Annotated in this window: 21 protein-coding genes; 6 read left to right on the top strand and 15 right to left on the bottom strand. The window is 63.2% G+C overall.

Translation table 11 applies throughout. The features are described 5' to 3' along the window. Positions 1 to 7 precede the first annotated feature (7 nt). The 6 genes from hutI to ACQKRQ_RS37610 all read right to left on the bottom strand — a co-directional run bounded on the left by hutI (position 8) and on the right by ACQKRQ_RS37610 (position 7219). On the bottom strand, positions 8 to 1231 hold the full coding sequence (hutI, locus tag ACQKRQ_RS37635; protein ID WP_427482711.1) for an imidazolonepropionase: 1224 nt from the start codon (positions 1229 to 1231) through the stop codon (positions 8 to 10). A 97-nt stretch (positions 1232 to 1328) separates the two neighbouring features. Further along, positions 1329 to 1958: a HutD/Ves family protein gene (locus ACQKRQ_RS37630; RefSeq protein WP_427482709.1), complete on the bottom strand. Its 630-nt coding sequence runs from the start codon at positions 1956 to 1958 to the stop codon at positions 1329 to 1331. Positions 1959 to 1960: 2 nt separating this feature from the next. Next, positions 1961 to 3649, bottom strand: a complete 1689-nt coding sequence (hutU, locus tag ACQKRQ_RS37625) for a urocanate hydratase (RefSeq protein WP_132375075.1) — start codon at positions 3647 to 3649, stop codon at positions 1961 to 1963. Between the two features lie 62 nt (positions 3650 to 3711). Further along, the gene (hutC, locus tag ACQKRQ_RS37620; RefSeq protein ID WP_012432558.1) at positions 3712 to 4407 is read right to left on the bottom strand and encodes a histidine utilization repressor; all 696 of its coding nucleotides are present in this window, start codon (positions 4405 to 4407) and stop codon (positions 3712 to 3714) included. 21 nt (positions 4408 to 4428) lie between these two features. After that, positions 4429 to 5952 (bottom strand): histidine ammonia-lyase, encoded by a 1524-nt coding sequence (gene hutH, locus ACQKRQ_RS37615; protein WP_207915640.1) that lies wholly within the window; start codon positions 5950 to 5952, stop codon positions 4429 to 4431. Between the two features lie 370 nt (positions 5953 to 6322). After that, a complete protein-coding gene (locus tag ACQKRQ_RS37610) occupies positions 6323 to 7219 on the bottom strand; it encodes a LysR family transcriptional regulator (RefSeq protein ID WP_132375076.1) in 897 nt (298 codons plus the stop codon). Positions 7220 to 7325: 106 nt separating this feature from the next. On the opposite strand from ACQKRQ_RS37610, the gene ACQKRQ_RS37605 reads away from it, so the two are divergent. Both ACQKRQ_RS37605 and ACQKRQ_RS37600 read left to right on the top strand, forming a co-directional pair. After that, positions 7326 to 8249 carry an NAD-dependent epimerase/dehydratase family protein gene (locus ACQKRQ_RS37605; RefSeq protein WP_427482706.1) on the top strand — a complete coding sequence of 308 codons (924 nt, stop codon included), beginning with the start codon at positions 7326 to 7328 and terminating at the stop codon, positions 8247 to 8249. Between the two features lie 175 nt (positions 8250 to 8424). Then, positions 8425 to 8607, top strand: coding sequence for a hypothetical protein (locus ACQKRQ_RS37600; protein ID WP_012432554.1), 183 nt, complete (start codon positions 8425 to 8427; stop codon positions 8605 to 8607). An 84-nt stretch (positions 8608 to 8691) separates the two neighbouring features. Here ACQKRQ_RS37600 and ACQKRQ_RS37595 read toward each other — a convergent pair whose 3' ends face one another. After that, entirely contained in the window at positions 8692 to 10050 is a 1359-nt protein-coding gene (locus ACQKRQ_RS37595) for an APC family permease (protein ID WP_427482704.1), read from the bottom strand. 190 nt (positions 10051 to 10240) lie between these two features. Next, positions 10241 to 11077, bottom strand: coding sequence for a carbon-nitrogen hydrolase family protein (locus ACQKRQ_RS37590; protein ID WP_408318506.1), 837 nt, complete (start codon positions 11075 to 11077; stop codon positions 10241 to 10243). Positions 11078 to 11263: 186 nt separating this feature from the next. Between ACQKRQ_RS37590 and ACQKRQ_RS37585 the strand changes: the two genes are divergently transcribed. Beyond that, a complete protein-coding gene (locus ACQKRQ_RS37585) occupies positions 11264 to 12109 on the top strand; it encodes a response regulator transcription factor (RefSeq protein WP_427482702.1) in 846 nt (281 codons plus the stop codon). A gap of 44 nt (positions 12110 to 12153) precedes the next feature. Here ACQKRQ_RS37585 and ACQKRQ_RS37580 read toward each other — a convergent pair whose 3' ends face one another. The 4 genes from ACQKRQ_RS37580 to ACQKRQ_RS37565 all read right to left on the bottom strand — a co-directional run bounded on the left by ACQKRQ_RS37580 (position 12154) and on the right by ACQKRQ_RS37565 (position 15357). Next, positions 12154 to 12888, bottom strand: coding sequence for a DUF899 domain-containing protein (locus ACQKRQ_RS37580; protein ID WP_408280239.1), 735 nt, complete (start codon positions 12886 to 12888; stop codon positions 12154 to 12156). A gap of 47 nt (positions 12889 to 12935) precedes the next feature. Further along, positions 12936 to 13274 carry an SRPBCC family protein gene (locus ACQKRQ_RS37575; RefSeq protein WP_243658172.1) on the bottom strand — a complete coding sequence of 113 codons (339 nt, stop codon included), beginning with the start codon at positions 13272 to 13274 and terminating at the stop codon, positions 12936 to 12938. Beyond that, a complete protein-coding gene (locus tag ACQKRQ_RS37570; RefSeq protein ID WP_132376937.1) occupies positions 13271 to 13696 on the bottom strand; it encodes an ArsR/SmtB family transcription factor in 426 nt (141 codons plus the stop codon). Before ACQKRQ_RS37570 ends, ACQKRQ_RS37575 begins: the two co-directional genes overlap by 4 nt. Before the next feature lie 278 nt (positions 13697 to 13974). Continuing rightward, the gene (locus tag ACQKRQ_RS37565; protein WP_132375083.1) at positions 13975 to 15357 is read right to left on the bottom strand and encodes an NCS2 family permease; all 1383 of its coding nucleotides are present in this window, start codon (positions 15355 to 15357) and stop codon (positions 13975 to 13977) included. A 456-nt stretch (positions 15358 to 15813) separates the two neighbouring features. Here ACQKRQ_RS37565 and ACQKRQ_RS37560 point away from each other — a divergent pair, with 456 nt between their 5' ends. Together ACQKRQ_RS37560 and ACQKRQ_RS37555 are read left to right on the top strand one after the other, a co-directional pair. Then, complete coding sequence (locus tag ACQKRQ_RS37560) at positions 15814 to 16806, top strand: PRC-barrel domain-containing protein (protein WP_427482698.1); 993 nt, start codon at positions 15814 to 15816, stop codon at positions 16804 to 16806. Further along, positions 16803 to 18056, top strand: coding sequence for an MFS transporter (locus ACQKRQ_RS37555; protein WP_132375084.1), 1254 nt, complete (start codon positions 16803 to 16805; stop codon positions 18054 to 18056). Before ACQKRQ_RS37560 ends, ACQKRQ_RS37555 begins: the two co-directional genes overlap by 4 nt. 999 nt (positions 18057 to 19055) lie before the next feature. Here the strand turns inward: ACQKRQ_RS37555 and ACQKRQ_RS37550 are convergent. After that, positions 19056 to 20417, bottom strand: coding sequence for an MFS transporter (locus ACQKRQ_RS37550; RefSeq protein WP_427482696.1), 1362 nt, complete (start codon positions 20415 to 20417; stop codon positions 19056 to 19058). Between the two features lie 68 nt (positions 20418 to 20485). Continuing rightward, positions 20486 to 21658 (bottom strand): M20 aminoacylase family protein, encoded by a 1173-nt coding sequence (locus tag ACQKRQ_RS37545; protein ID WP_427482695.1) that lies wholly within the window; start codon positions 21656 to 21658, stop codon positions 20486 to 20488. 117 nt (positions 21659 to 21775) lie between these two features. Here ACQKRQ_RS37545 and ACQKRQ_RS37540 point away from each other — a divergent pair, with 117 nt between their 5' ends. Beyond that, entirely contained in the window at positions 21776 to 22726 is a 951-nt protein-coding gene (locus tag ACQKRQ_RS37540) for a LysR family transcriptional regulator (protein ID WP_132375086.1), read from the top strand. A 30-nt stretch (positions 22727 to 22756) separates the two neighbouring features. On the opposite strand, the gene ACQKRQ_RS37535 is transcribed toward ACQKRQ_RS37540, so the two are convergent. Then, a complete protein-coding gene (locus ACQKRQ_RS37535) occupies positions 22757 to 24193 on the bottom strand; it encodes an aldehyde dehydrogenase family protein (protein WP_427482693.1) in 1437 nt (478 codons plus the stop codon). Positions 24194 to 24256 lie beyond the last annotated feature (63 nt).

Below are 24256 nucleotides of genomic sequence, written 5' to 3'. Positions count from 1 at the left end.
TCAGGCCCTAGCTCAAGTCACGCCGCGTATAAACGGTCTCGCCCGCGCGCACGACTCGCGCGCACAGCGGACGTCCAATCCAGTAAGCCAGCTCGGCCAGCGAGTCGACCGACCACACCGCGAAATCGGCCGCGCGTCCCGCTTCCAGCGAGCCGTGCCGATCCGCCTTGCCGAGCGCGCGCGCCGCGTGCGACGTCACGCCTTGCAGCACTTCGGGCACGGTCATGCGGAACAGCGTGGTGGCCATGTTCATCATCAGCAGCAGCGAGGTGGCGGGCGACGTGCCGGGGTTGCTGTCGGTCGAAATCGCGATCGGCACCTGATAGCGCCGCAGCAATTCCAAAGGCGGCAACTGCGTCTCGCGGATGAAGTAGTACGCGCCCGGCAACAGCACGGCCACCGTGCCGGCTTGCTTCATCGCGGCAACGCCGGCTTCGTCGAGAAATTCGAGGTGGTCGGCGGACAGCGCATGATGGCGCGCCGCGAGTGCCGTGCCGCCGCCGTTCGACAACTGCTCGGCGTGCATTTTCACCGGCAGCTTGTAGCGCTCTGCCGCTTCGAAGACGCGCTCGCTTTGTTCCAGCGAAAAACCGATGCGCTCGCAGAACACGTCGACCGCGTCGACGAGACCTTCGCCGGCGAGCGCGGGCAGCATGGTGTTGCAGACTTCGTCGATGTACGCGTCGGCGCGGCCGGCGAACTCGGGCGGCAACGCATGCGCGCCGAGAAACGTCGTGTACACGGTGACGGGATAGCGCTCGCCCAATTGACGCGCCACGCGCAACATCTTGCGCTCGCTGGCGAGGTCGAGGCCGTAGCCGGATTTGATCTCGACGGTGGTCACGCCTTCGGCGAGCAAGGGTTCGAGCCGCGCGGCCGACTGACGGAACAGCGAGGCTTCGTCCGCGGCACGCGTGGCGCGCACCGTGGAGACGATACCGCCGCCCTGCCGCGCGATTTCTTCGTAGCTGACGCCCGCGAGGCGCTGCGCGAATTCGTCCGCGCGCTGACCGCCGTACACGAGATGCGTATGGCAATCGACGAGACCCGGCGTCACCCACGCGCCGTGCAGATCTTCGCGCGGCCATGCGGCGTATTCGGCAGGTAATGCGGAAGCCGCGCCGAGCCACACGATCGTGCCGTTATCAACGGCGATCGCGGCATCGGGCAGCGTATGTTGGGGATCGCCCTGCGGGCAAAGTTTCAGGTGATGCCAGACGGTTTGCTTCATCGCGTGCTCTTTGCAGCTTGTTGCGTGTCTGTGGTGGTTCGCGTGCGCGTGCCGTGACTGCTGTGACATAAGCGGCGAGCACGCAAGCGAATCGTCGTCATCGTTGCGTGTAGCGGATGCTGATTGCGAGCAAGGCGCCCGCGCCTTCGACCGTGCATGACAGCGCGTTTGGCGTGTCGATGCGCAGCGTGTCGCCGGTTGCGAGCGACAGCGCTCGCGCATCGCCCGCTGTAACCGACATCGAACCTTCCGCGCAATACAGCAGGACCGCGTCGGCCGAAAGCGTGCGTTGCGTTACGCCGCGCCATACTTCCACTTCACCCTGCGCCGCGTTACGACGCACCATCAGGTTGAAGTCGCGTGTCGCGCCATCGACCAGACGCGCGTCGATCTGCGCCTCACCGGTAAAACGGGCCATGTCGAGCGCTTGCGTCAACGCGTGCGTCGTTAAACCGCGCGCACCGTCCACCTCATCGAGCAACATGCCCGCGCCGGACAACAACACGAGCGTGCGATCGATACCCGCAAAGCGCGAGAACGGCCCGGCTTGCGCAACATCGGCAACGCTCACCCGCCACACGAAAGCATCGAGCCCCGCGCCTTCGGGAAACGCCGCCACTTCGCGCGTGACGCCGCCGCCGTTCTTCCACGGCGCCGCCACGAGGTCGGCGCCGCGAATCAGCGTGAGGCTTGCCCCGCTGCCGACAGGCGTGCTGTGAAGCGTCACGCTCAACGGCCCAGCATCGGCAGATTGAGACCTGCCTCGCGCGCCGTTTCCTGCGCGAGTTCATAACCCGCATCCGCGTGACGCATCACGCCGGTAGCCGGATCGTTGAACAGCACGCGGCCGAGGCGTTCTTTCGCCGCGTCCGTGCCGTCCGCGACGATCACGACGCCCGAGTGCTGGCTGAAGCCCATGCCGACCCCACCGCCGTGATGCAGCGAGACCCACGAGGCACCGCCCGCCGTATTCAGCAGCGCGTTGAGCAGCGGCCAGTCGCTGACCGCGTCCGAGCCGTCCTTCATCGATTCGGTTTCGCGATTCGGGCTCGCCACCGAACCGGTGTCGAGGTGATCGCGGCCAATCACGATCGGCGCCTTCAGCTCGCCGTTCCTGACCATCTCGTTGAACGCCTGGCCCAGACGATAGCGATCCTTCACGCCGACCCAGCAGATCCGCGCCGGCAAGCCCTGGAACGCGATACGTTCGCGCGCCATGTCGAGCCAGTTGTGCAGATGCGGATCGTCGGGGATCAGTTCCTTGACCTTCGCATCGGTCTTGTAGATGTCTTCCGGATCGCCCGACAGCGCGACCCAGCGGAACGGGCCCTTGCCTTCGCAGAAGAGCGGACGGATATACGCCGGCACGAAACCAGGGAAATCGAAGGCGTTTTCCACGCCCATTTCCAGCGCCATCTGACGGATGTTGTTGCCGTAGTCGAGCGTGGCCGCGCCGCGTTCCTGCAGCGTCAGCATGGCTTGCACCTGCTTGGCCATCGACTGCTTGGCCGGCAGCACGATGCTGTCCGGCACGGTTTTCTGACGCTCGCGCCAGTCTTCGACATTCCAGCCTTGCGGCAGGTAGCCGTGAATCGGATCGTGCGCGCTGGTCTGGTCGGTCACGCAATCCGGCGTGATGCCACGCGTCACACATTCGGCGAACACATCCGCTGCGTTGCCGAGCAGGCCGATCGACACCGGCTTGCCTGCTTTCTTCGCTTCCTCGAGCATGGCGAGCGCCTCGTCGAGCGTCGCGGCTTTCTTGTCGACGTAACGCGTCTTCAGACGGAAATCGATACGCGTCTCGTCGCATTCCACCGCGATCATCGAGAAGCCGGCCATCGTCGCCGCCAGCGGCTGGGCGCCGCCCATGCCGCCCAGGCCGCCCGTCAGAATCCAGCGGCCCGAAGGATCGCCGTTGAAATGCTGGTTCGCCACCGAGAAGAACGTCTCGTAGGTGCCCTGCACGATGCCCTGGCTGCCGATGTAGATCCAGCTGCCCGCCGTCATCTGGCCGTACATCATCAGGCCCTTGCGATCGAGCTCGTGGAAGTGTTCCCACGTCGCCCAATGCGGCACCAGATTCGAATTCGCCAGCAGCACGCGCGGCGCGTCGGCATGCGTGCGGAACACGCCGACCGGCTTGCCCGATTGAATCAGCAGCGTTTCGTTTTCTTCAAGATCCTTCAGCGACTTGAGAATCTGATCGAAGCAATCCCAGTTGCGCGCGGCACGGCCGATGCCGCCGTACACGACCAGCGCGTGCGGATGCTCGGCGACTTCCGGATCCAGATTGTTCTGGATCATCCGGTACGCGGCTTCCGCGATCCATGTCTTGCAGGTCTTTTCCGCGCCGCGCGGTGCGCGGATCGTGCGGGTGGGATCGAGACGCGGGTCGATGTGTTTCGGGTTGTTCATGATGGCCCTCGGAATGCTTGAAGATGGTCGAAAAAGATTCGGGTACGGCAAAAACGGCGTTGTCAGAAATGTCCGGTGAAGCGATAACGGCTGCCGGGATGCCACAGATTGGCGATCGAAGCGACCTGGCTTTGCGACCACGTGCGCCGATGGAGCACGAGGCAGGGTTCGAGTTCGTCCATGGTCAGCAACTCGCGGGTATCGCCATCGGCGGCCAGCGCCTCGATGCGGTACTCGACCCGCTGCAACGGCGCGACACGCACGAGATACTGATTCGGCGTGGTGTTCGTGAAGTCCTGCAGCGCGTACTCGGGCGCGACTGCCGGATTGACCCAGCGCTCTTCGAGTTGCACCGGCTCGTCGTTTTCGAAATGCAGCACACGCGAATGAAACACCGGACTGCCCGCGCTCACCTGCATTTCCTCGGCGAGCGCTTCGTCGGCGATGCTCGCGCCGATGTGCAGCACGTTCGCCTGATAACGATGACCGCGCGCGACGATTTCGTCGGAGATGCTGCGGATCGCCACCAGTGTGGATTCGTACTTGGGACGGGCCACGAAGGTACCCGACCCTTGCACACGCGTGAGCACCTGCTCCGAGGTCAGCTCGCGCAACGCGCGGTTGACCGTCATGCGCGCCACGTTGAATTCGCGCGCGAGCTCGTTTTCGGAGGGCACCTGGTCGCCTTCACCCCATTCGCCCGCATGAATGCGCGCGAGGATGAAGTCCTTGATGCCCTGGTAGGCCGGTGCGTTCATTGGCTTGATGTGCGTTGAGACTTACTGTTCGGACACGAAAGAGAACGGGCTCAGTTTCGCGATCGTGCCGTCCTGCACGAGGCGCGTGACCGCCGCGATATCCGGTGCGAAGTAGTGGTCGAGCTCGTAATGCGCGACGTCCTTGCGCACCGCGTCCATCACTTTCTGCAGGCTCGGGCTGGTCTTGTGCGGCGCGCGCAGGTCGACGCCTTGCGCGGCGGCGAGCAACTCGATCGACAGAATGTTCGCGGTGTTTTCAGCAATGTCGCCGAGCTTGCGCGCAGCGAACGTCGCCATCGACACGTGGTCTTCCTGGTTCGCGGAAGTGGGCAGCGAGTCGACCGAAGCCGGATGCGCGAGCGTCTTGTTCTCCGAGGCGAGCGCGGCGGCCGTGACGTGAGCGATCATGAATCCCGAGTTCACGCCACCATCGCGCACGAGGAACGGCGGCAGGCCCGACAGCGTCGCGTCGATCAGCAGCGCGATGCGGCGTTCGGCCAGCGCGCCGATTTCGGCGACGGCGAGCGCGAGGTTGTCGGCGGCGAAAGCGACGGGTTCCGCGTGGAAGTTACCGCCCGACAGCACTTCGCCGGTGTCCGGGAAAATCAGCGGATTGTCGGAGACGGCGTTCGCCTCCAGCAGCAGCACGTTCGCGGCGTGACGCATCTGATCCAGACACGCGCCCATCACTTGCGGCTGGCAGCGCAGGCTGTACGGGTCCTGCACCTTGTCGCAATCGGCGTGCGAGACGTTGATGCCCGAGCCTTGCAGCAGCGAGCGGTACGCCTCGGCCGCGTCGATCTGACCTTGGTGGCCGCGCAGTTCGTGAATGCGCGCGTCGAACGGCTTGACCGAACCCATTGCCGCGTCCACCGACAACGCGCCCGACACCAGCGCGGTGCGGTACAGGTCTTCGATGGCGAACATGTTGTAGAGCGCGAGCGCGGTCGAAGCTTGCGTGCCGTTCAGCAGCGCCAGACCTTCCTTGGCTTGCAGCGTGAGCGGCTTGAGGCCGACGAGCGCGAGACCTTCGGTGGCCGGCATGCGCTCGCCCTTCGCGAACACTTCACCGACGCCGAGCAGCGTTGCCGACATATGCGCGAGCGGCGCGAGGTCGCCCGATGCGCCGACCGAACCCTTCACCGGGATGACCGGCAGCACGTCAGCGTTGTACAGCGTGATCAGCGCTTCCATCACTTCGCGGCGGATGCCGGAATGACCACGGCCGAGGCTCGAGAGTTTCAGCGCGATCAACAGACGCACGACCGGACGCGACATCGGCTCACCCACGCCGACGGCATGCGAGAGCACCAGATTACGTTGCAGCAGTTCGAGCTGGTCATGCGGAATATGCGTGCTGGCGAGGCGCCCGAAGCCCGTGTTGATGCCGTAGGCCGGCTCGCCCTTCGCGGCGATATCGGCGACGGCTTGCGCGCAGGCGTCGATCGCGGCGTGGCTGGCGGGATCGAGTTGCAACGCGACGTGTTCGCGAGCGATCTGGCGCAGTTGCGGGAGAGTCAGGTGGCCGGGCTTCAGATTCATCATGGTTGTCGTCCTGTCTATACAATTTGAGAGAAGTCTAGCGACGTCGGCTTGTATATACAACTTGTTTTTTGAGGTTTTGCCCCAGGGGTTTCCATTAGGGCGGGATGCACGCTTGGCTTGGATCTTGCCACTGCGGCGATTTCCGGCGGCCGCGCGCTGCGGATCGCCTTCCAGGCGGCGTGGGCCTCAACTTGTATATACACGTTCAAAATTGCAGGCGCGAGACGGACAAAAAGATTTCACTGGCGAACGGGCGCGCTTCGCTGCCTATAAGAGCGTTATAGGAAAGGCTTTTTGTGACGCAAAAAAGCCCGCGTGCTCAGGCGAGCCGCGAGCTCCTTCTTATTGGGCGAGTAATGGGACAGCGTGGCTAAAGCTTCACGCGCGCCGCGATGAAATCCAGGAAGCACTGCACGCGCCCCGCTAGCGACGCGCTCTGGTAGTACACCGCGCTCACCCGCTGCCGCTCGTCCACCAGCGCGTTGCCGAGAATCGGCACGAGACGCTTCTCGCGCACATCGGCCGCGCTCATGAAATTGGCGAGACAGGCGATGCCCCAACCCGACAGCGCCAGTTGCCGCAACGTCTCGCCGCTCGAAGCGGTGATCGCCGGTTCGATCTTCAGCGACTCGGCACCGCCCTTGCGCCCTTCCCGCAACGGCCAGCGATTCAGATGCTCCGGCGCTGTGAAGCCGATCAGCCGATGCTCGCGCAACGCCTCCACCGATTTAGGCTCGCCATATTCGGCCAGATACGCCGGACTCGCGAGCACTCTCAGCTTGCTGGTGCCGAGGGCGCGCGCATGCAGAGTCGAATCCTGCAATTCGCCGATACGGATCGCGATATCCACCTTCTGCTCCAGCAGATCCACGATCCGTTCATTGCTGGTCAGCTCCAGCCTGATCTCCGGATACTGCGCCGAAAACGCCGTCATATGCGGCGCCACGCAATGCAGCATGAAGGGCGACGCCGCATCGACACGCAGGCGCCCCGAGGGCCGCTCGCGTCCGCGTGTGACGGACTCCTCGGCCTCTTCCATCGCGTCCAGAATCGCCCGCGCGCGCTGCAGGAAGGTCTCGCCCTCTTCGGTGAGTTGCAGACGGCGCGTCGTGCGCCGCACCAGCGCGGTATCGAGTTTCTTTTCGAGGCGCGTGAGCGCGCGGCTCACGCCGGAGACGGTTTGGCCCAATTTCTCCGCAGCCGCGGTGATCGAGCCGCTGTCGATCACCGTGACGAACACCAGCAACTCGTCGGTGGATGTTTTCATTGTTGATTTCAAATCAAGATTGATTTGAGACTAACACGGTTTTTGCGAGAATCAAGTCGGCGGATACTGCGTGCATGTCATCGTGTTTCTCATCAAGGAGAACGTCTTGAAGATTTTCATCACTGGCGCAAGCGGTTTTATCGGCGGTTCGATTGCAGCGCATCTGGCGCGCGCCGGCCATACCGTGCGCGGTTTGATCCGCAACCCCGACCATAGCGCCCAGTTGCAACGCCTCGGCATCGAACCCGTGATCGGCACGCTCGACGACCGCGCGTTGCTGAGCGCCGAAGCGCAAGCCGCCGACGCCGTCATCAATGCCGCGAGCAGCGATCATGAAGGCGCGGTCAAGGCGCTGATCGACGGGCTCGCGGGCTCCGGCAAAACGTTTCTGCATACGAGCGGTTCGAGCATCGTCGGCGATGCATCGGGCGGCGAAGCGGGTCAGGCGCGCATCTATCACGAGGACGCGCTGCCCGAGCCGACCGCGGACAAGGCCGCGCGCGTCGCCATCGATCAACTGGTGCTCGATGCCGCGCAGCAGAACATCCGCTCGGCCGTGTTGTGCAACACGCTGATTTACGGTCATGGCGCGGTGCCGGGCAGCGCGAGTGTGCAGTTGCCGCGCCTCGTGCGTCAGGCGCAAAAGAGCGGCGTGGTGCGTCATGTGGGCAGCGGCGGCAACATCTGGTCGAACGTGTTCATCGACGATGTCGCCGAACTGTATCGCCTCGCATTGGATAAGACGCCGGCGGGTACCTTCTACTTCGTCGAAAGCGGCGAAGCATCGTTCCGCGACATGAGTGCCGCGATTGCGCGCGCGATGAAACTCGGCGAGCCGCAAGACTGGCCGCTCGAAGAAGCGCAGAAGGAATGGGGTTATGAAATGGCCTCGTACGGCCTCGGCTCGAATAGCCGCGTACGCGGCGAGCGCGCGCGCAAGCTGCTGGGGTGGCAGCCGAAGCGCACCTCAGTGATCGACTGGATCGAGCACGACATGCTGTCCCCCGAGCGGACTTCGTCCGCGGCGTAAGCCGAGGGGATCTTCCTTTGGTGTGCCCTCCAGGGCACACCCCGAGAGGACTTCTTCCGGGCGTAATTAGTGTAAGCGTCGCCGTTGCGAATCCGTAAGCTCGACTCGATAGAATCGCGCTCACCTGATCGTGCGATTCGACAATCCGAGCCGCACATGAGCCCGGATTTGATCGATGACTTTGGCGCTGAATTTCGATTGGCTAACCAATCTGCTGGCGATTCTCTTCGTCGTGGCGTGTCTCTACGATGCACGCTACGACGAATACGGTACGTTGACGCTGTCGGCTGCCGCGATGGGACTCGTCGTGATGGCGATCGAACTGTTCCTCAGACCCGCCTTCGACATGTCGCTTTGAACACGAGCGCTTCGAGCGTGACGCCACGCGCGGCGGCGTCACTCCCACTACGGCCGCGCTCACCCATGAGCGCAAGCCGTTCCATCAAACCGCGACTTCCGGCGGCGCCTGACGAAAACAGCGCGTGATCCAGCCGAGATAGCACAAGCCCAACACGAACCACACCGCGCCGAGCACCAGCGCCGTCTTCTCCAGACTCACCAGCAACCAGACGTCCGCGAGCGCGCCAGCCAGCGGGAACAGCAGGCCGCCGATCACACCCATTGCATTCGCACTGCCCTTCGCGTTGAAGAACTGGCGGATCACGCAGAGATTGACAGCCGTGAACGCAAGGAACGCACCGAAGTTGATGAACGACGTCGAAGTCGCCACATCGAGCTTCAAGGCGACCAGACCGATGGCGCCCGCGATCGCGATGTTCAGCGCCGGCGTCTTGAACTTCGGATGCACGAAACCGAAGATCCGTTTAGGCAGCACCTCGTCTCGGCCCATTGCATACAACAGACGTCCCACACTCGCCTGCGCCGAGATGCCCGAGGCGAACTGCGCGAGAATCAGGCCCGCCAGAAACACCGTGACGAAAATATCGCCGCCCACTTTGCGCGCGACTTCGAAGGCCGCCGAATCCGGGTCCTTGAACACCGCGCCCGGATGCGCGAGTTGCACCGTGTATGCCGCGATCACGAAGATCGCGCCGCCTATCAGGGCGATCAGCACGATGGCACGTGGCATGGTCTTCTCAGGGGCGATGGTTTCTTCCGTCAACGTCGAGACAGCATCGAAGCCGAGATAGGAATACGCGGCGATCGCGGCGCCCGCCATCGTCGCGGAGAGCGGCACCTGCGGCTTGAAGAACGGCTCGGCCGAAATGAGGCCGCCGGGCCCGACGGCCGCCGTCACATAGTGGCAGCACAGCACGACGAACAACGCGACGATCGCCAGTTGCACCACCATCAGCACGATGTTGAAACGGTTCGCGAGTTCGATGCCGAGAATGTTCAGCGCACTGGTCAGCACGATGAAAGCGACGATCCAGATCCAGCTCGGCACATGCGGAAAAGCGGCGCTCAGATACGCCGCGCCGATCAGCCAGATCACCATCGGCAGGAAAAAATAATCCAGCAAGGTGGCCCAGCCGATCATGAAGCCGAGATGCGGGTTGAAGCTCTTGCGCGTGTACGTATAGGCCGAACCGGCCACCGGGAAAAGCCGCGCGAGCTTGCCGTAACTGAGCGCGGTGAACACGATCGCCACCAGGGCAATCAGATAGGCGAGCGCCGCCGTATCGTGGCTGGCGCTCGCCAGCACGCCATACGTCCCGTAGACGATCAGCGGCGCCATGTAGGCGAGGCCGAACAGCAGGACGGAAGGCAGGCCGAGCGTGCGCTTCAGATGCGCGCTGCGCGGGGCCGTGGGTTCAGCGGCGGATGATGATGAAGTCATACGGTGTCTCCTCTTGCGAATGGACAGGCGTCGCCCCGGGCGCGGCATGGCACGCGCCCCAGTCGAACCGGATCGATCGGACTTGCTGGCAGCGCGGGATTCGCGCCGATGTCTTTACTGATTTGCCGGGCTTGTGCATGCCGCCGCCAAAGCGGCACGCGCCCGGTCGCTATCTGTCTGAGCGTTTGCTTCAGCGCGAGCGAATCACGCGCGCGCGTTGGCCCTGCGCGCCGTCTTCGGTGGCGAGATCGAGTGCGATGCGCGCGTCGTGCAGGTAACGGTAGTGTTCGCGTGCGCCTTCGAGACGCGCGCGATCCAGCGTCGCGCGCAGCACGGTTTCCTGCTGGCCGGCGTCGCACACCACATCGCCGAACGGATCGATCAGCGCCGATTCGCCGGGAAACGTGAGGTTGTCGTCGCCCGGACCGATACGATTGACGAGTGCCGCAAACATCTGGTTTTCCATGGCGCGCGCCACGATGGCCCGCCGATGCACCGGCCCGAACGGGTCCATGTTGCCATTGGTCACGATCAGCAGATCGGCGTCTAGCGAGGCGACCGCTCGCGCTGTTTCGGGGAATTCGATGTCGTAACAGATCAAGAGACCGACGGTCATGCCCTTGAAGCTGCATACTTCATAGCGGTCGCCCGGTTCGAACACGCCGACGTCCGACGCCCACAGGTGCGTCTTGCGATAGCGCAGCGCGATCTCGCCGCGCTCGTCGACCAGCACCGTGGTGTTGAAAAAGCGGCTGCCGTCGCGCTCGGCGAGGCCCACCGCCACCGCCACGCGTGCTTCACGCGCCGCATGGCGCACGGCGGTGAGCGAAGGACCGTCGATGGTTTCCGCCACTTCGCCGACGTTATGCCGCGTCGGAAAGCCCGACAGCGTCGTCTCGGGAAACACGATCAGATCGGTTCCGGCCGAACGCTGGCCGATGATTTGCAGCACGCGTTGCACGTTCGCGCCGCCGACGCCCACGGCGCCATCCACGACGGGAATCTGTGCCAGTTCGAGTTGAAGCATTGTGTCTCCTGTCGACCCGAGTCAGTGCTGACTCGGGTCCCATGCAATTTAGTTGCCGTCCATGCCGGTTCGCTTCGCGTTGAATAGCGGCTGTTTTAAGCCGCCGCGCGATCAGGTTGGGCCTATTATTACCAGACATATTTTTGTTCGTAATTACCCTGCTGGGTTACCCTCATCGGAGCACGCATGGAACTCGAATGGCGCGATCTGGCCTTTCATCGCGAGATCGGCGCGGTTATCGAAGCCCTCGATAGCGCGCACTTCTGGACCCGCCTCACACGTGCGCTCGAACGCTATGTGGCCTTCGACAGTTGGGTCGCGTTGCGCTTCACACCCGGCGAAGCGCCGCTCGTGTGCGCCGAATCGCCGACGCCGGACGGGACCGTGGATGCGATGTTTCAGGACTATCTGGCCGCCCTCTATCAACTCGATCCGTTCTATATCGCCGCTACCGAGACGCCCGCTTCGGGCTTCGTCACGCTGGCCGATGTCGCGCCCGACAACTTCTCGATGACCGATTACTACCAGCGGTACTTCAGGAAGAATATCGTCGGCGACGAGGTGCACTTCAACTACATGATCGACGCGCGGCACACGCTCGCCTTTTCGCTGGGCGCGACGCATCGCTATGGCGAGCGTGATCTGGCCGTGCTGGCGCTGTGCGCACCGTGGGTGATTGCGCTCTTGCGACAGCGCTTGCCATACGAGGGATTCGATGCGACGCGGTCGGCCCTGACCGAGGCCAGCGCCGAAACGGCAACGGAAACACTAGCACCCACGGACACCCCCGCGTACGCCGCGCGCTTCGAACAGGTCGCATCGTCGGGTGGCCGCGCATCGCTCACGGCACGCGAGGTGGAAGTGGCGATGCTGACCTTGAGCGGATTTTCGACGCGCGCCATCGCGGAGAAACTGACGATCTCGTTCGAGACCGTGCGCGCGCACAAGAAGCACATCTATACGAAGCTGAACGTCAATTCACAGTCGGAACTGTTCGCGCTGTTTTACGAAGCGGGACGCCAAGGTGCATGACGTCCCCGCTTTTCAACGCGAGCCTGAGCTAGCGCCGCGGTCCGTCAACCGCACGCGGCGCAGCCACCTTGCGTCTTCACTTCATAGCGGTCGTGATGTCTGACCCAGTCGGTCAGGCTGCGGTCTTCATTGCGGCCCTTCGGCGTGACGTCCAGATGCGCGTAGGTGTTGATGAAGCGTTCATCGCCGCGTCCATAGCAGGAATACGTGTGATACACGTCGCCCTTCTCGTCCTTGTAGAACACGCTGTGGCCGTGTTGCTCATCGATGCCGACGTCCTGCTCGGTGAAGTTGTAAAACGCTTTCTTGCTCGCCAACTGTTCGGGCGTGAACGACACGTGATAGTCGAAATTGAAGTCGCTGCCGGCCGACGACACCCACGGGAAAGTCCAGCCCATGCGCTTCTTGAAACCCTCGATCTTCGCGAGCGGCGCATGCGACACCGTCACGTACGACACATCGTGATGTTCGAGATGCGTGACGATCCCGGTCATGTGATCCGACAGGAACGAGCAGCCGACGCAGCCCTCTTCCCAATCGGCGCCCAGCATGAAGTGATAAACGATCAACTGGCTGCGTCCGTCGAACAGATCGGCCAGGGTCTTGCGGCCCTGCGGCGTATCGAAGGTATACGTCTTGTCGACCTTCACCCACGGCAGCGCGCGGCGTTTGCGCGCGAGTTCGTCGCCGGCGCGCATGTGCGCCTTTTCTTCGGCTAACAATGCCCTGCTGGCGGCCAGCCATTCCTCTCTCGACCCAGTACGGTGTTGCGGTTCCATATGCGTCTCCTTCTCTGCGTCGTGCAGACTAACGAATACAAACGACATCACGCCACGTAGCGTTCCAGCGAATCGATCCCGTCGGTCCAGCCGCGGCGATGATCCTCACACTGCGCATCGTCGGCGAGACGTTCGTGCGTGAGCGTGAGCCATGTGGCGTCGCCGTCCGGTTCCAGCAGCAGCGTGACCTGCGACTCATGCTCCGGGCTATAGCGCCACACCCATGTGAAAACAAGCTTGCGGTCGGGCACCACCTCCAGATACCGGCCGCCGACCTCGACCTCGTTGCCGTCCGGCTTGCGATAGACGATCACGTAACGCCCGTCGACCCGCACATCCAGCTCCGCGCGCACCACGTCCGAGCCGCCCGGATGCATCCATGTCATGAATTGCGCCGGTTCCGTCCAGGCGCGGAAGACTTTGGCGGGCGCGGCGTTGAGACGCCGCTGGAGGGTGAGGCTGGGCTGGGTGGACATGGGGCTTGTTCCTCTTCGACGAAAGCGGCAAGACGATCGAGTGATTCGGACCAGAAGCGCTGATAGCGGCCAAGCCACGCCATGGCTTCTTCCATCGGCCCGGCGGACAGGCGGCACGCCACCGTGCGGCCGGTTTTGTTGCGTGTGATGAGACCCGCCTCGCTCAGCACGTCGAGGTGTTTCATCACAGCAGGCAAGGACATCGCAAACGGCTCGGCGAGTTCACTGACCGACAGATCTTTCGACGATAGACGCGCGAGCAACGCCCGCCGTGTCGGGTCGGACAGCGCGGCAAAGGTGCGATCCAGTAGCGCTTCGTTAAACTTAACCATGAGGTTAAGTATAGAAACGCAGCGAAGGATGTCAAGAACAGGTACGCACTTTCGTAGAGCGCGTGGAAAGTAAAGGGGGAGCGCGGCAAAAAAGATACGCGGCGTGCCGCAGATAGCCTCTGCAACGCGCCGCGTCAAAGGTGGAGAACAACCGACTACAGGCTCGAGCGAAGCGGCCAGAATCGCACCACTCCGCTCTCGCTTTCCAGCACAGATTCAACAGATCGATACTGCAACCCGGCTAGGCCCAGGCAATGCCCGAGCCTATGACGTGACGATCAGATCGCCCAGCCGCCGAGATAGAAACCGACCAGCACGACGGCGATCACAACCGTGCCCACGTTCAGCTTGCGATACTCGCCGCTGACCACGCGGCCGATCACCAGCGTCGCGAAGCCGAGCATGATGCCCGTCACGATGTTGGCGGTCAGCACGATGAACACCGCGCACATCAGACCCGACATCGCGTCGACCATGTCGTCCATATGCAGCTTGCTGACGTTCGAGAGCATCAGCAGACCCACGTACATCAACGCGGGCGCCGTCGCGTACGAAGGCACGAGGGCCGCGAGCGGCGAGAAGAACATCACCACGAGGAACAGCAATCCGACCACCGCCGCGGCCATGCCGGTCTTCGCGCCTGCCGCCACGCCGACCGTCGATTCGATATACGCCGCTGCCGGCGCGCCGCCGAGCAGGCCCGAGAAAATCGAGCTCAGCGAGTCGGCCGTCAGCGCGCGGCCACCGTTGATGATGCGGCCGTTTTCATCGAGTTGGCCCGCTTGTCCAGCGACGGCGCGAATCGTACCCGTGGCGTCGAACACCGCGGTCATCACGAGAGCCAGCACGCTAGGCAGAACCGCCATCGACAAGGCGCCCTTGATGTCCATCGCGCCGATCAGCGACGCGTGACCCGGTGCGCTGAGCGACGGCACCGCGAACACGCCGTGAAACGACATGGCCGGATCGATCACGAAGGCGATCGCCGAAATCGCCACGATCACGATCAGGATCGAGCCCGGCACGCGGCGGCGCACCAGACCGAAGATGGCCGCCAGACCCGCCACCGACATGATGGCCGGCAAGGCGGTGATATTGCCCAGCGCGACCGGCAAACCAGCGCCCGGATTCTTCACGACGAGGCCCACGTCATTGGCGGCAATCAGCAGCAGGAACAGGCCGATGCCGATGCCCGTGCCATGCGCGATGCCCGTCGGCAGATTGCGCAGAATCCACGAACGCACGCCCGTCACCGAGATCGCGGTGAACACGACACCCATCAGAAACACCGCGCCGAGGGCGACATTCGGATGCAGGCCTTTGCCGAGCACGAGGCCGAACGCGGTGAACGCCGTCAGCGAAATCGCGCAGCCGATCGCGATCGGCAAGCGCGCCCACACGCCCATCAGCAGCGAGCCGAAAGCCGTGGTCAGACACACGGCGACGAACACCGCACTGGTGTCGAAGCCCGCTTTGCCGAACATGCCCGGCACGACGAAGACGGAATAGACCATCGCGAGGAAGGTCGTGATGCCCGCGACGATTTCCTGACGCTGCGAACTGCCGCGTGAGGAAATTTCAAAGTAGCGGTCGAGAAAGCCCTTTCCGTCGAATGATTCGGCGCCGACTTCAGAAATCGGTTGGGCGTGGGGTTCCATCATGATGAGTGCCTCCTTTATCAGCGTGCTGAAACGGCCGTCGATTCGGTCGTCATCAGGTTCGTCTCGTTGCGTTGGTTTAGTGTGGGTTGGGGTCTTATTCGCTGTCTCGAAATGTAGGGCAACACAAATATATCTCCCATCGCATGGATGGCATGCCTGACATGTCGCGATGCTTATATCCTTTAGGGGACGGCAAACCAGCTTCACGGTCCGCGTGTTTACACCTACGGTTTGTCATGAAGATCTGAAAGGGTTTTGAGGGTTTTCACGCGTGAAAATGGACTTCGATGAGCGAGCGAAACGGCGGAGCGCGGCATGAACCGTGCTTGGGCCAACCTGTCAGATCGCCTGCAAAAACGGGGCCGCCCGACGTCGCGGGTTACACTCTGGCCCGTACCTGTTTTAACTGCGGCGGCTCACTGCGCCCGTCCGCACCGGCCCATGGAGTCCTTCTTGATGAGCGGCGGTTTTTCGCGTCCTGCCTGGCGTCTCTTGATTCTTGCTGTGTTCGCGCTGTTCGCGCTGTCCGGTTGCAGCCTGCTGTGGGGCCCGCAGCAGGCGCCGATCGTCGACGCCACGGTGATGCCCGTCGAGCCGGCCAGCGCGCCGGTGGTCGCGTCCGCGCCCGAACCGGTCGAGACCGAAGCGGCCGAACCCGAACAATCGAAAAAGCCGAAGAAGCCGGTCGTCAAGCCGCACAAGGTCGAGCCCCCGCCGCCTGTTGTCACGGCGCCTCCGCCGCCCCCGCCGCCGCCTCCGCCGCTGATCGTGCTGCGCACCATCGAGCGCAACGAGGCGCGCGCGCTGCTCGACAGCGAAGTGCAGAAGCCCGATGGCAAAGTGGTCGGACGCGCGGTCGATCTGATCGCCGACGCCGGCGGCAAGCCGCGTGAGATGGTCGTGAACCTGCAAGGCTTCCTGGGTGTCGGCGACCGCAAGGTGAACTTCCCGTGGAGCGCGTTCCGCTTCACGCCAACGGCGAAGGCCGCCCCCATCACACTGAATGCCGCCGCGGTCCCGGCGAACGCGGCCAAAGCCGCCTCGGTTGCCGTGCAATTGCCGCTGATCGACGCAACCGTCGAGCGCTCGAACGGCGCCAAGGTCGGCCGCGTGATCGATGTATTGATCGACGCCAACGCGCAGCCGCAGGCGGTCGTGCTCGACGTCAACGGCATGGTCAGCACCGAACGGCGCACGATTGCCGCCAACTGGTCGGCGCTGCGCTTCGTGACGAAGGACAAGGAGCTGCATCCGCTGATGGATTTGAGCGATGCGCAGATCAACGCGACACCGCCATACGCCAGCGACAAACCGATACGCGCGGTGTCGCCGGCGCCACCGCCCGCGCCTGCGCCTGCGCCCGCTCCTGCTTCCGCACCCGCCGCGGTTGCGGCGCCGGCTGCCGCGGCCACGTCCACGGCGGTTTCCAACGCACGGGCGGCCCGATGATAGGCCGCACTCTGGTAACGGCGCGCAGCTTGCGCGCGCTCGATTGGCTGAATTTTTTCGTCGCCAATGTGCAGACGGGTTTTGGACCGTTCATCGCGTCCTATCTCGCCTCGCATAAATGGACGCAGGGCGAGATCGGCATGGCGCTCTCCGTGGGCACCATCAGCGCGATGGTGAGCCAGGTGCCCGGCGGCGCCGCCGTCGATGCCTTGCGCAACAAGAAAGGCGCGGCGGCCTGGGCAATCATCGCGATCATCCTGAGCGCGGTGCTGCTGGCCGTCAGCCCGACGGTGCTGCCGGTGATCGCCGCCGAGGTCTTCCACGGCTTCGCGAGCTGCATGCTGACGCCGGCGCTTGCCGCGATCTCGTTCGCGCTGGTGGGGCGAGCGAATCTCGGCGATCGGTTGGGGCGCAATGCGCGCTGGGCGTCGATCGGCAGCGCCGTCGCGGCCGGCCTGATGGGCGTGTTCGGCGAATACTATTCGCCGCGCGCGGTGTTCTGGCTGACCGCCGCGCTCGCCGTGCCCGCGCTCTTCGCGCTGACGATGATCCAGCGCACCGACACCGTCGAACTGCCGAAGTCCGCGCCGACGCCGCAGCAGATCGAGCGGCGCGAGAGTCTGCGCGAATTGCTGCGCGACAAGCGGATGCTGTTGTTCGCGGCGTGTATCGTGCTGTTCCATTTGTCGAATGCGGCGATGCTCAATCTCGCCGCCGGCGAAGTGACGGCCGGCATGGGTGACAACGTGCAGCTCGTGATTGCCGCGTGCATCATCGTGCCGCAGGCGATCGTGGCGATGATGTCGCCGTGGGTCGGACGCTCGGCCGAGCGATGGGGACGTCGGCCGATTCTGCTGCTCGGGTTTTCGGCGTTGCCGATACGGGCGTTGTTGTTTGCCGGGATCAGCAGCCCTTATTTGCTCGTGCCGGTGCAGATGCTCGATGGGTTGAGTGCTGCGGTGTTTGGCGTGATGCTGCCGTTGATTGCCGCCGATGTGGCCGGCGGTAAGGGGCGTTATAACCTTTGTATTGGATTGTTCGGCTTGGCGGCTGGGATCGGGGCTACGTTGAGCACTACCGCTGCTGGGTTTGTCGCCGATCACTTTGGCAATGCTGTGAGCTTTTTTGGATTGGCTGCGGCTGGAGCGTTGGCTGTGTTGCTGGTGTGGGCGGCGATGCCGGAGACTCGCGATGCGGCGGCAGAGGATGAAGGGCCGGTGGCGGATGGGGGGAAGTCGGCGGTGCGGTGAATGGGCAGGGGTTTTTGCCTGTCTGGTGATTTTTTGGCTGTGCTTCTTGGGGTGTTGGCCTTTTCTTGTGTTGTTAGTGGTCTATTAGCGTTGCCCCTGTGCGGGGCGGCACCTACTTCTCTTTGCCGCCGCAAAGAGAAGTAGGCAAGAGAAAGCGGCTCAAACCGCTAGCTTATAAGCGGGTCCCTCGCGCAGTCGCGATAGTGGTGCATCTGGAATCTGTGTCCTCGCGAATTTCGCGTCAGTGACAAGGCCGTCATTCTTCCGGCAGCGCTGCGCGCGCCGAAGCGGTACTTCAAGCCGCACGTTGCTGGGCTATTGGTTTCATTCTATATGGCGGTTTGTGCGCGCCTGCTCGATTTCTGCCAACGAATCGCGCGGCATTCATGCCGCGTGCGAGGCGGTTATTTCGTTCTGAGACCAGAATTCCTATTCGTCGCCAGCCGTCGTCTCCGGAGTTGATGGCGATCGTCATGGCTCTTTCAATGCGGCATAGGCGAGCCGCGAAGTCGTACGATTGGCGACCCCCATGACGATTCGGCCCTGGTGACACATGCGGATTGTCACGAACAGTTCTTGGTCGTCGGCATAAGCTAGAACGTTATCCTAAGCATGAGTGAGCGAAGAACCGCGCCGCTTAAGCGAAGACAGGCGCATCGGCGACGGGATGGCGCTAATACTCAAGACCCCGAGAACCGCATCCGCAAAGATGCAGCCAGTGTTCATTGAACAACCGCTTCGGCGCGTGCAGCGCCGCCGGAAGAATGACGGCCTTGTCACTGACGCGAATTTCGCGAGGACACAGATTCCAGATGCACCACTATCGCGACTGCGCGAGGGACCCGCTTATAAGCTAGCGGTTTGAGCCGCTTTCTCTTGCCTACTTCTCTTTGCGGCGGCAAAGAGAAGTAGGTGCCGCCCCGCACAGGGGCAACGCTAATAGACCACTAACAACACAAGAAAAGGCCAACACCCCAAAAAAGCACAGCCAAAAAACCACTACCCAATATCCCGCCCCGCAGTCTCCCGCATAAACGGCAACGGCAACAACGAAACCACCCCACACCCAATCAGATACCAAGCCGGCGCGAGATTACTCCCCGAAATCTGAATCAACCACGTAGCAAAAAACTGCGCAAACCCACCAAAGATAGAAACCCCGAGACAATAAACAATCGACATCCCGGTAGCACGAATCTCACGAGGAAACATCTCCGGCAGCATGACGATATTAGGCACAGCGGTGAACGCAACGAGCACAGCCAATCCGGCGACCACGGACAACAAAACCGGCACCGTCGGCGAAGCATTGATAATCATGAACGCCGGATACACCGCCACGATCAGCAACACCCGCGAGATCCACAACACGCGCTTACGCCCAACACGATCGGACAACGCCCCGGCAAACGGCGAACAGATCACCGTCACAACCGCAGCGGTCCACGCAGCCCAGAGCGCCGACGACATCGGCAAATGCAAAATCCTGATCGCGTAGGTCGACAGATAAAACAGCACGATGTAGTTCGCCGCCGTGCCACCGATCGTCGTCAACACGCCCGTCGTAATCACGCGCGAATGCTCGCGAAACAGCTTGCGCACCGGCTGCGAGGCAGGCTGCGAACCCGGCTGCGAAACCGCCGCGCCATCTTCCACACCAGGCAGCGTCTCATTCAGATGCCGCCGAATATAAATACCAATCGGCCCCATCGCCATACCGATCACGAACGGCACGCGCCACCCCCAACTCTCCAGCGCCGCAGTCGAAAGCGCCGCCGCCAAAGCGACACCCAGCAACGATCCGCACACGGTGTTCAGCCCTTGACTCACGAACTGCCAACTGCCGTAAAACCCGCGCGTCTTGTTGCTCCCATACTCCAGCAACAGCGACGTCGACGCCCCCACCTCACCACCCAGCGCAAAGCCCTGAATCAACCGCGCGAGAATGACCAGCAGCGGCGCGGCAACACCAATCGCCGCATAAGTCGGCGCGAACGCGATGATCGCGGAGCCAAGCGTCATCAGCCACAGCGTGAGGCTCATCGCGGCTTTGCGCCCCGCGCGATCGGCATACGCGCCGAGCACGATACCGCCCACCGGACGCATGATGAACCCGACGCCGAAGGTGCCGACCGCCAGCATCAGTTGCGCGAGCTGCCCTTCCACCGGGAAATACAGCTTGCCGATGATCGTCGCAAAGAAGCTATAGATCGTGAAGTCGAAAAACTCGAGGCCGTTGCCCAGCGTGATCGCGGCAATCGCCTTGGCGTGGCTCGTGCGTTCGACAGGCTGCGCGGCCGGCGTGCTCTGCATGCTCAACGCGTCGGTGCCTGCGGGTTGCGGTGTGGCGGAATAGTCCATCTGTGTCTCCGTGATGTTCTTCCTGCTAATGCGCGGCGGCTTTGCCCGCTTATGCAAACGCTGTGGCCTCAGGCCAGAAACGTCTGCGCGAGTCTCACCCAGTAGGCGGCGCCGGTGGCGAGGCAATCGTCGTTGAAGTCGTAGCCCGGGTTGTGGACCATGCAGCCGCCCTCGCCGTCGCCATTGCCGATGATCAGATAGCTGCCGGGGCAACGCTCGAGCAGGAACGCGAAATCTTCGCTGCCAGTGAGCGGTTGCATGTCGGCGATCAGGCCGCCTTCGCCCAGCCAGTCGAGCGCGACTTGCCGCGCCAGCCCGGTCATCTCCGCATCGTTGACGAGAACCGGATAGCGACGTTGATAGTCCACGTGCGCCTGCGCGCCGAACACGGCCGCCTGGCCGCACGCCACTGCCGTGATGCGCTCCTGCAGATAATCGCGAACCTCGGGCTTCAGTGCACGCACCGAGAGACGCATTTCGGCCGTCTCGGGAATCACATTCGGTGCCTCGCCCGCGTGAATCGCGCCGACGGTGATGATCGCCATATCGAGCGGCGCGATATTGCGCGATACGATGGACTGCAACGCCAGCACGATCTGCGCGCACACCACCACCGGATCGACCGCCTTATGCGGCACCGCGCCGTGGCCACCGCGGCCGGTTACCTTGATGATCACCGTATCCGACGAAGCCATGAACGAGCCCGGCAGGAAACCGAACTTGCCCGTCGGATGGCCGGGCATGTTGTGCATCGCGAACACGGCGTCGCATGGAAACTTGTCGAACAGGCCGTCCTCGAGCATTTTTTTCGCGCCGGCCAAGCCCTCTTCGGCGGGCTGGAAAATCAGATTCAACGTACCGTCGAAGCACTTTTCCTGCGCCAGATGTTTGGCGGCGGCGAGCAGCATAGCCGTGTGGCCGTCGTGGCCGCATGCGTGCATCTTGCCGGGCAGCTTGCTCGCATATGACAGGCCGGTGGTTTCATGAATCGGCAATGCGTCCATGTCGGCGCGCAGCCCGAGCTTGCGCGTACCGTCGCCGACTTTCAATTGCCCGACAACGCCCGTCTCACCGAGCCCGCGATGCACCGTATAGCCCCACTCCTGCAAGCGTTCGGCGACCAGATCGCCGGTGGCGAACTCTTCATAAGCCAGCTCGGGATGCGCGTGGATCTGGCGGCGCAGCGCGATCATTTCGTCTTCGAGTTCGGCGATGCCCGCCGGAATGGCCATGGTGTTCACGTCGTGTCTCCGTCATTGAAAGCGTGAACCCAGCATAACGACGCCGATAATCCAGCGGCAGGCGTAAAATCGTTACGGCAGCAACTCGTGGTTGCCACCCTCACGCCTACCTGTCAGATGAAACTGCATCAACTCAGCACCTTAGCGGCCATTGCCGATACTGGAAGTATCCGGGCCGCCGCGCGTTCGCTCGGGCTCTCGCCCGCCGCCGTGACCAAGGCGATGCGCGAACTGGAAGCCGATCTGCAAGCGCCGCTGGTGGTGCGCAGCGCGAGCGGCGTCGCGTTTACCGAGTTCGGCCGCGCGCTGGTCGTGCATGCGCGCGTGGTGCTGGGGCAACTGCAACGGGCGCAAGCCGAGATCGAAGCATTACGCGGCGCGGCGGCCGGCAAACTGTCGATCGGCGTCACGCCGTGGGTCGCGTTGACGTTTTTGCCGCCCACGGTGCAGCGCTTCCGGCAGCGCATGCCTGAAGTGCAACTGGAGTTTTTCGAAGGCTTGCTCGCGGTCGTACAGCCGCGTTTGCGCGACGGCAGCCTCGATTTTTCGATCGGACGGCCGCCACCCGCGTCGCCGCAATCGGAGTTTCACAACGTGCCGCTGTTTTCCACGCACTCGGCCGTGGTCGCGCGGCGCGATCATCCGAAGGCCGGCTGCCGCACGCTGCTCGAACTGGAAGACGCGGAATGGATATTGAACTGGGACCCGGCGAGTCGCGAGTCGATCTCGGACAATGTGTTCCGCAAGCGTGGCATGCAGGTGCCGCACACCATTCTGCTTGCGCACTCGCTGGCGGTCGTGCTGGGTCTGCTCGCCCACACGGACATGCTCAGCATCTTTCCGTGGCCGCTCGTGGAAGTGACGCTCGCGAAGGAGCAGCTGTGGGCGCTGCCATTGCGTGAGACGGTCGATGAAACCATCGTCAGCATCACCTCACGCCGCGGCGCGCCGACGAGTCCGGCGGCCGCGTGCTTTCTCGAATGCCTGCGTGAAGTGATCGATGAAGGGGCGCGCTCGCAAGATCCCGAGCAGCGCCGGCTATTTCATTCGATCGAGTTGCTGCTTTAGTGTGTTGTTACCTCACGGCGCTGTGCGGATTCAATCCGCGTAACCGACCACGCCCTTGATCTCCAGAAAGTCCTCCAGACCGAACTCGCCGTACTCGCGCCCGTTGCCCGATTGCTTGAAGCCGCCGAACGGCGCCTCGGGGTTGTAGTCAGCGTAGTTCAGATAGATCGTGCCGGTGCGCAGGCGCTTCGCCACCGCACGCGCGTGCTCGATCGAGCCGGATTGAATGTAGCCCGCGAGACCATAGAGGCTGTCGTTGGCCATCGCGATCGCTTCGTCTTCGGAGTCGTACGCGAGGATCGACAGCACCGGTCCGAAGATTTCCTCGCGCGCGATCGTCATGTCCGGCGTGACCTTGCCGAATACCGTCGGACGCACGAAGTAGCCGCCCTTCAATCCTTCGGGGCGGCCCGGGCCGCCGGCCACCAGCGTGGCGCCCTCTTCCATGCCCACGCCGATCAGCCGCTGGATCTTGTCGAACTGCTGTTCGCTGATCACGGGGCCGAGGTCCGTGCCCTTCGCGTCCGCGGGACCGACGTTCAACGCTTCGGCGGCTTCTTTCGCATACGCCAGCGCTTCGGCTTCGCGCGCACGCGGCACGAACATGCGCGTAGGCGCATCGCACGATTGGCCGCTGTTGTCGAAACACGCACGCGCGCCGCGCGTCACGGCTTCTTTCAAATCGGCGTCTTCGAGAATCAGGTTGGCCGATTTGCCGCCCAATTCCTGATGCACGCGCTTGACCGTGTCCGCCGCGGCCTTCGCGACCTGCACACCCGCGCGCGTCGAACCGGTAAACGACATCATGTCGATGTCCGGATGCGACGACATGGCTTCACCCACGGTGCGGCCTTCGCCGTTCACGAGATTGAACACGCCGGCCGGCACGCCCGCTTCGTCGAGGATCTCGGCGAAGATAATGGCGGACAGCGGCGCCAGTTCCGAAGGCTTGAGCACCATCGTGCAGCCGGCCGCGAGCGCGGGTGCGACCTTGGTGGTGATCTGCAAGGCCGGCCAGTTCCACGGCGTGATCAGCCCGCACACGCCGACCGCTTCCTTGCGGATCAGAATGCCGCTCTTCACGTACTCGAACTCGAAGGTATCGAGCGTGCGGATCATGGTTTCCAGATGCGCGACACCGGTCCATGCCTGCGCGTCGTTCGCGTACTGCAGCGGTGCGCCCATCTCGCGGCTGATTGCATGCACCATGTCGTCATAGCGCTTGCGATAGACGTCGAGGATCGCTTGCAGCAGATCGATGCGCTGCGCGATCGCCGTGTCGCTGTAGGCGGGAAATGCGCGCTTCGCGGCCGCGACGGCGCGATCGACATCCGCCGCGCTGCCCAGCGAGATTTGCGCGAACGCGGCGGCGGTGGACGGATCGATCACGTCGAGTGTGGCGGCGTTGGTCTGGTCGACGGGGTCGACCCACTGACCGTCGATATAAAACTGCTTGGCGTGTTGCATGGGGCTTGTCCTCTACATGAAAGTTTCAGGTCAGATGCGGGGCAAATCGCACCCGCGGCGGCA

It is taken from the genome of Paraburkholderia sp. NPDC080076, assembly GCF_050281145.1.
In the GTDB taxonomy this organism is placed as follows: Bacteria; Pseudomonadota; Gammaproteobacteria; order Burkholderiales; family Burkholderiaceae; genus Paraburkholderia.
The sequence above is the reverse complement of the archived record's forward strand: the minus strand, read 5'-3'. Positions and strand labels throughout refer to the sequence as shown.